Here is a 6,433-nt window from a genome sequence, read left to right on the forward strand (position 1 = left end):
CAGGGCACGCAACTCGCGTGTCGTGCCGTCGGCGCCGACGAGGTCCACGGGCACATGCCGTGCCGTCAGAAGGGGGGCGCGGGTGTACTTGCGGACCTTGGCCACAATAGGTACATCGGTACGGGGGCCCTCCGCCCGAGTCAGGACGACCACAGTCGCCGCTGCCAACCGCGAGGCGGGTTCGCGCAGAGGACCGGCAGGCAGGAGCCAGCCATTGCCAAAGCCGCGCATGGCATCGACAAGAACGACAGAGATGTCAGGGCGCAGCCGCCGGTGTTGAAAGGCGTCGTCCAGCACCAGCACTTGTGCGCCAAAGCGCTCAATGGCCAGGCGGCCAGCGCGTACGCGATCGCGGTCCACAATCACCGGGACACCCTGGAGTTTCTTGGCCAACATGAGAGGCTCATCGCCGCTGTGTTCGAGCCCGGCTAAAGTCTGGTGGCCATCGGAGACGACCACCAAGCCACGGCGGCGGCGCTTGTAGCCGCGGCTGATCACGCACACCCGCTTGCCCCTGTCGCGGAGCGTGCGGGCAATGAGCTCGACCATAGGGGTCTTGCCGGTGCCACCGACGGTGAGGTTGCCCACGGCAATGACGGCGCACGGAAGTTTCCACTGGCGCAACACTCCGGCCTCGTAGAGGAAGTTGCGCAGCCAAGTCACGAAAAGGTACAAGAGGCTAAACGGCAAGAGCAGGGCCGCCGGCCACTTAGTGGCGAACATATTCATCGGCTTGCCTCTCAAAGGCAATCATTTGCTGCTCGACCTTCTGCCGCAGTTCTTCTAACTCGGGCTCGCTCAAGTGGGCGGGCACGGCGAAGGGCTCACCGTAGAAGATGACCGAACGCGCGAACGGTCGCCAGAGCATGAACTTGTCCCAGCTCCGCGCAAAGATGGGACGGTCGCAGGAAAAGGTGACAGGGAGCAGATATGCGCCGGAACGGTGGGCCAGGCGGATTGCCCCTGGCTTGAGGTGGTGACGCGGGCCACGCGGGCCATCGGGCATGATGGCGCAGATGGCCCCTTCGCTGAGGGCCGCCAGCATCTGGTGAAAGGCCTCGCGCCCACCGCGCGTACTCGATCCCCTAATGGTGCGATAGCCCAGCCGTTCCACAGTGCGGGCGATCATCTCGCCGTCCTCGTGGAGACTGACCATCGGGATGATCCCTTGCCGCCGGTGCAGGTAGATGGGCAGAAGGATGCGGCCATGCCACACCATCACCAGCACCCCTCGACCGCTGGACAACGCGCGTTCCCAGTTCTGGCGGCCTACGGCACGGACGCGCGTCAAGTGCCCCATGGCCAGGATGAGCAACCAGCCCAACTTACAGGCCAGCACAAACTTTAGTCTCCGCCAAGGACCGCGCCCCATCTTTCATTCTTCGCTATGAGTTTCCATCAGCCGGAGTGCGAGTTCAGCAGTGCGCCGGGCGGCTCCCGGACTGCCCAGTTTTTCGGCCACCAGACGCAACTCGCGGCGCATGGCCTCGCGCCTCGTCTGGTCTTGGAGGAGCATGTTCAGCTCGGCGGCCAAAGGTTCGGGCGCAAAGTCACCCTGCACAAGTTCTCGCACCACCTGTTTGCCGGCCACGACATTCACAAGCCCAATGTACGGGATCCTAATCAGCCGTCGCATCAGCTGGTAGGACAGCCACGACACACGGTAGCCCAGCACGAAAGGCGTACCTAGGCATGCCGCCTCGAGCGTGGCCGTGCCGGAGGCGACCGCGGCAGCGTCTGCATGCTTGAGGCACGCGTGGGTATCGCCGCGCGCCGTCGCGATATGAGGGTGTGCTGCCAGCAAAGGGGCGTACACATCATCGGCGACGGTGTCGGCCTTGGCCACGACCGCTTGCAGGCCTGGCAAGGTGGGGCGAAGCTTGTCCACCGCCTGGAGCATTACCGGCAGCAAGCTGCGCACCTCCTGGATTCTGCTCCCCGGGAGCAAGGCGAGCAAGGGGCGCTGCGGGTCGAGGCCATGGCGGGCAAAAAAGGCTTGCCTGTCGTCCGTCACGCGAAGAACATCCAACAGGGGATGCCCCACGAAGGTGGTGGGGATGCCGGCACTGGCGAAAAGTGGCTCCTCAAACGGGAAAATCACCGCCGCAGCATGGACCGAGCGTGCCATCTTGGTCAGACGCCCTCTGCGCCATGCCCAAAGCTGGGGCACGATGTAGTAGAGCACCTTGAGGCCGCGTCGCTTGGCTGCCTCGGCAAAGCGCAGGTTGAATCCGGGGTAGTCGATGAGCACCACCAGGTCTGGCCTGCGCACTGTGGCCTCGTGTAAGGTGCGGGAAAAAGCGCGGCGCAGCGCCGGCAAGTGCCTGAGTACCTCAGTGAAGCCCATGTAGGCCATCTGGCTGGCGTGGTAGAGGAGTTCTACCCCTGCCCGTTGCATGCGGTCGCCGCCGATGCCAAACAGCTCCAGCTCTGGGTCTAACTGGCGCAAGGCGAGTGCGAGGCTGCTGCCATGCAGGTCGCCAGAGGCCTCCCCGGCGATGATCATGCAACGTCTGCGCACAGGCCTTGTCGGAGTTGTTCCGCCTTTGGTGTGGCCGCTCAACTGGCCGGCATCCCCTGTTTGACGATGGAGACGATGTCGCTGGCCACAGCCAGCGCCCGGCGTGCGTCTTCGCCCGTCACCGGCGGTGGCGTGCCGGTTACCACCGCATGGACAAATGCCTGCAGTTCCGCCTGCAAGGCGTCCGTCTCCGGTGGGGTGAGTTTGGTGTAGAGTACCTTGCGGCGCCGCGCGCCCTTGTCCACTTGTCCCAGAATTGCCGAGAAGCTCTCTGCCGGCTCCGGCGCCTCCAAGTCCACCATTTGGAACACTTCGGTGATGTGCAGCAGAAAGTCGATGGAGATGTAGGTGTCGCGCTGGAACAGCCGCATCTTGCGCATCTTCCGCTGCGAGATGCGGCTGGCGGTCACGTTTGCCACGCAGCCGTTGGCGAACTGGATGCGAGCGTTGGCGATGTCCGGCTCGTGCGAAACCACGGCCACGCCGTTGGCGGCAATGTGCGTTACCTCGCTGCGCACCAGGCTGAGAATGATGTCAATGTCGTGGATCATGAGGTCGAGGACTACTGCCACGTCGGTGCCGCGCGGGTCAAAAGGGGCCAGGCGATGGGATTCGATGAAAAGCGGCGCTAACTCGATCCCCTCCAGGGCGCGGATGGCCGGGTTGAAACGCTCGATATGACCCACCTGCAGGGTGAGGTTGTGCTGCTTGGCCAGAGCTATGATCTCCTCCGCCTCGGGCACCGAGCTAGCGATGGGTTTTTCCACGAAGACGTGCACCCCTTTCGCCAAGACACGACGGCAAACGTCCAGGTGCGCCACTGTGGGCACCGCTACGGTTACCGCGTCGACTTCTCCCAGCAGGTCATCCATGCTGTCGTAGGGCTTCACTCCTAAGGTCAGGGATGCTTGATGGCGAGCGGCCTCACTGGCATCGTACACGCCCACTAAGGCCACGGACGGCATGCGCGTCAATGCCTGGCAATGGTAGGTCCCAAGCTTGCCTACGCCAATGACGCCAATGCGTAGCTTCTCCATTGATTGCCCTCCACGAGCCATGAAAGGCTCAGAACGCTCCCTTTACGCCGAAGCCCGGTCCATCCGGCAGGATCAGCCAGCCGTCCCTGACCCTCACGCCCTGGAACGGGTCGTTGGCGATGAGCAAGTTGCCGTCCAAGTCTGGATAGTCCACCAGCGGTGAGAGATGGGCTGCGGCGGTGATGGACAGCGAGCTGGAAATCATGCATCCCAACATAATCTTCATGCGCAGAGAACGCGCCATCCAGATCATGCGCAGCGCTTCCTGCAGGCCACCCGCCTTGTCCACCTTGATGTTGATGCCGTCGAACGCCTGCGCCAACATAGGAATGTCGTGCGCGCTCTTCACGCTCTCGTCGGCGATGATGGGCAGCGGCGAGCGTTCGCGCACCCAGGCGGTCTCTTCGAGCATGGCGCTGGGCATGGGTTGCTCGACGATTTCCACCCCGTTCTTGGCCAGCCATTCGATCTTCTTGATCGCAACCTCTTTGTCCTTCCAGCCTTCGTTGGCGTCCACCCGCAGTGGCTTGTCGGTCACGCTGCGAATGGCTGCCAGGATCTCCTCGTCGTTGGGCCCGCCCATCTTCACTTTGAGCAGCGGGTAGGGCTCTGCCTCGCGTACTTTTTGTTTGATCACTTCCGGCGTATCGATGCCGATGGAGAAAGTGGTGCGCGGCGCTTTCTTCGGGTCGAGGCCGAGGAACCGATAGAAGGGGAGCCCGAGCTTCTTAGCGATCCACTCCATCAGCGCCATGTCCAAGGCTGCCTTGGCTGCGGTCTGGCCCTCGCAGACCTTCTGGATGGCCTCGCCCACGTCCACGAAAGTCCAGGGATCGCAGTTTTCCAGGATGGGGCGCGCTAACTCGATAGTTTGGATGGTGGACTCGAGCGTCTCGTTGTAGCGCACGTTGTGTGCTGCCTCGCCGAGGCCAAAGACGCCATCCTTCTCAAGCTTGACGAAGACGTTGTCCTTGTAGGTGCTGGTGCTGCGGCTCAATGTCCAAGCGTGCTTCAGTTGGAGGCGGATGGTCTTGTAGGTCAGGGTGAAGGAGCCTGACGATGAGCTGCATCCCGTGGGTCCGAGGGCGCTCATTCCAGCACCGATGGCCCCAGCGGCCAAGACGGCTTTGCCACTTTTCTCAAAGAATTCCTTGCGCGACATGAGCATGCTTTCTCCTCCTCAGTGACGACCTCGGAGCCGGGCTCCGCAAATTGCCTTTCTAAAGATAGGGAATTTTTTCCAAAAGGCAAGGAAAATCTCTCCAGCTCAGCGCGCGTGCGTGTTGGCCGCGACACCATGCGGGGTGGCTATTACCCTCAGAGCTGGATGGGGAGTGGACGGAGAATACCCCGATTGAGAAGGAGGAGAATGCCCAAAGTGTAAAGCAGGGTCGTCACCACTACGGTGAGCCATTTGCGCCCGGAAAAGTAGGAGCCGAACAGCTCCTTGGCGCCAACGTGGAGCAACACAAAGCCAGCCAGATTGGAGAGCCAGTAGAAACCCACAAAGAGCACCGAGAAACTGGCAGGAATGAGCCGTTGCACCATGCTGGCGAGCACCCACGCCAAGGGGATGTTGAGGGCCGCGTCGTTCCACCAGGAAAGAGGCGACAGCAGGTAGCCGAGGCCCACCAACAGCCCGCCGCGTAGTCGCGCAGGCGACAGGTGCGAAGTGATCCAAGCCCATGCATTCTTCAGCGTGGCCGTCATATGTAGGCAAAGGAGGACGCGCGGGACCGCGCTCTCCTGTGTTCCATCTCTCGGGGCCATTTTCCCATGCGCGCAGGAGATTGGAGCGAGCTCAGGAGCTCACAAACTCCGGTTGCCGCTCGATGTCTGGGCTTGGCACGACGCATTCAGAAACTGGCGATGCAGGCTTGGTCGCAAGCTCACCAGGCGCCACGATACCGCCGGAAACGATCAACTTCAGGGCCCGCTCCACGGAGATCCTCAGGCGGATGACTTGGTCCGCAGGGAACGCCACCAACCAACCCGTGGTCGGTACTGGTACGCTGGGAATGAACACGTTGTAGAGATGGAGCAAGCGTCCCTGCTCACGCCGCGTGGTCTCGCTGGTGATGAAGCCGTAGGCAAAGACCCCCTTGCGGGGATACTCTACCATCACGACCTCCTTGAAGAGGAGTTTGTTCGGATGGGACACGGCCTGCGTGATCTCCTTCGCCGCCGTGTAGATGCTGCTCACCACCGGGATCCCTTGAAAAATGCGCTCGAGCCAGGAAATAATGCGCCGGCCCGCGAGGTTGGCCGTGAGCAGACCAACGAAAAGCACGACCAGCCCGGTGACCAATACCCCGAACCCGGGGATGTCGCGGCCGAACAGCCGCTCCGGTAGAGGACCCACCAGCCCATCGATGGCGCCGAAGAGGAATTTGAGCGCCAGCACGGTAGCAACCAGGGGGACCGTCACCAGAAGCCCCGCCACGAACCTATCGCCCACTTTTTTCAAAAGCTCTCGCACGTCCACACCTCACCATGGTTCTACCTTCTGCGACTTGATGGGCCTGCAGAAGCAGGCCGTCATTGTTGAAGCTTTGCAATTCTCGTGCCGCAAGTTCCGATGGCTGTTCGACGAGCCTCAAAGTCAACCGTATGCTGAACGCAGCCACGGCGAATGTGTGCTGTTGCCCCAAAGACTCTTCCGGTAAGGTAAGCTCCCCATTCGCGAACGGACGAGCATGACCGCCAACCCATTGCGCGGCCGGTTCACTTGGGGGCCAGCAGTCCGCATTTGCCAGCAGGGGCCTGTGGGAGCGGGGGGCAGAAGCCCCCGAGCGGCGCGAGTCGGGCGACCATTACGAAAAGCGCTCCGCATTCTCACGGGCAGCCCACGAAGAACGCGTGGCAGCGCCGCCAG

The 6,433-nt window shown here is 62.2% G+C and carries 7 protein-coding genes; all 7 read right to left on the minus strand.

What is annotated here, in order from left to right; translation table 11 throughout:
• A partial coding sequence (gene lpxK, locus H5U38_11885) for a tetraacyldisaccharide 4'-kinase (GenBank protein ID MBC7187723.1) occupies positions 1-723 on the minus strand: 723 nt, incomplete at its 3' end.
• The gene (locus H5U38_11890; GenBank protein MBC7187724.1) at positions 710-1,339 is read right to left on the minus strand and encodes a lysophospholipid acyltransferase family protein; all 630 of its coding nucleotides are present in this window, start codon (positions 1,337-1,339) and stop codon (positions 710-712) included. The genes lpxK and H5U38_11890, both read right to left, overlap by 14 nt.
• 36 nt (positions 1,340-1,375) lie before the next feature.
• Entirely contained in the window at positions 1,376-2,506 is a 1,131-nt protein-coding gene (lpxB, locus tag H5U38_11895; protein MBC7187725.1) for a lipid-A-disaccharide synthase, read from the minus strand.
• Between the two features lie 53 nt (positions 2,507-2,559).
• Positions 2,560-3,558 carry a Gfo/Idh/MocA family oxidoreductase gene (locus tag H5U38_11900; protein ID MBC7187726.1) on the minus strand — a complete coding sequence of 333 codons (999 nt, stop codon included), beginning with the start codon at positions 3,556-3,558 and terminating at the stop codon, positions 2,560-2,562.
• 28 nt (positions 3,559-3,586) lie between these two features.
• Positions 3,587-4,726, minus strand: coding sequence for a dipeptide epimerase (locus H5U38_11905; GenBank protein ID MBC7187727.1), 1,140 nt, complete (start codon positions 4,724-4,726; stop codon positions 3,587-3,589).
• A 149-nt stretch (positions 4,727-4,875) separates the two neighbouring features.
• Positions 4,876-5,190, minus strand: a complete 315-nt coding sequence (locus tag H5U38_11910; protein ID MBC7187728.1) for a hypothetical protein — start codon at positions 5,188-5,190, stop codon at positions 4,876-4,878.
• Between the two features lie 169 nt (positions 5,191-5,359).
• Positions 5,360-6,037, minus strand: a complete 678-nt coding sequence (locus tag H5U38_11915; protein ID MBC7187729.1) for a DUF502 domain-containing protein — start codon at positions 6,035-6,037, stop codon at positions 5,360-5,362.
• Positions 6,038-6,433 lie beyond the last annotated feature (396 nt).

Source organism: Calditrichota bacterium (genome assembly GCA_014359355.1).
Classification (GTDB): domain Bacteria; phylum Zhuqueibacterota; class Zhuqueibacteria; order JANLFK01; family Oleimicrobiaceae; genus Oleimicrobium.

Excerpts from the sequence above, each read along its gene's own strand:
- lpxB (MBC7187725.1), bottom strand. The coding sequence starts at position 2,506 with ATGATCATCGCCGGGGAGGCCTCTGGCGACCTGCATGGCAGCAGCCTC.
- H5U38_11900 (MBC7187726.1), bottom strand. The coding sequence starts at position 3,558 with ATGGAGAAGCTACGCATTGGCGTCATTGGCGTAGGCAAGCTTGGGACC.
- H5U38_11905 (MBC7187727.1), bottom strand. The coding sequence starts at position 4,726 with ATGCTCATGTCGCGCAAGGAATTCTTTGAGAAAAGTGGCAAAGCCGTC.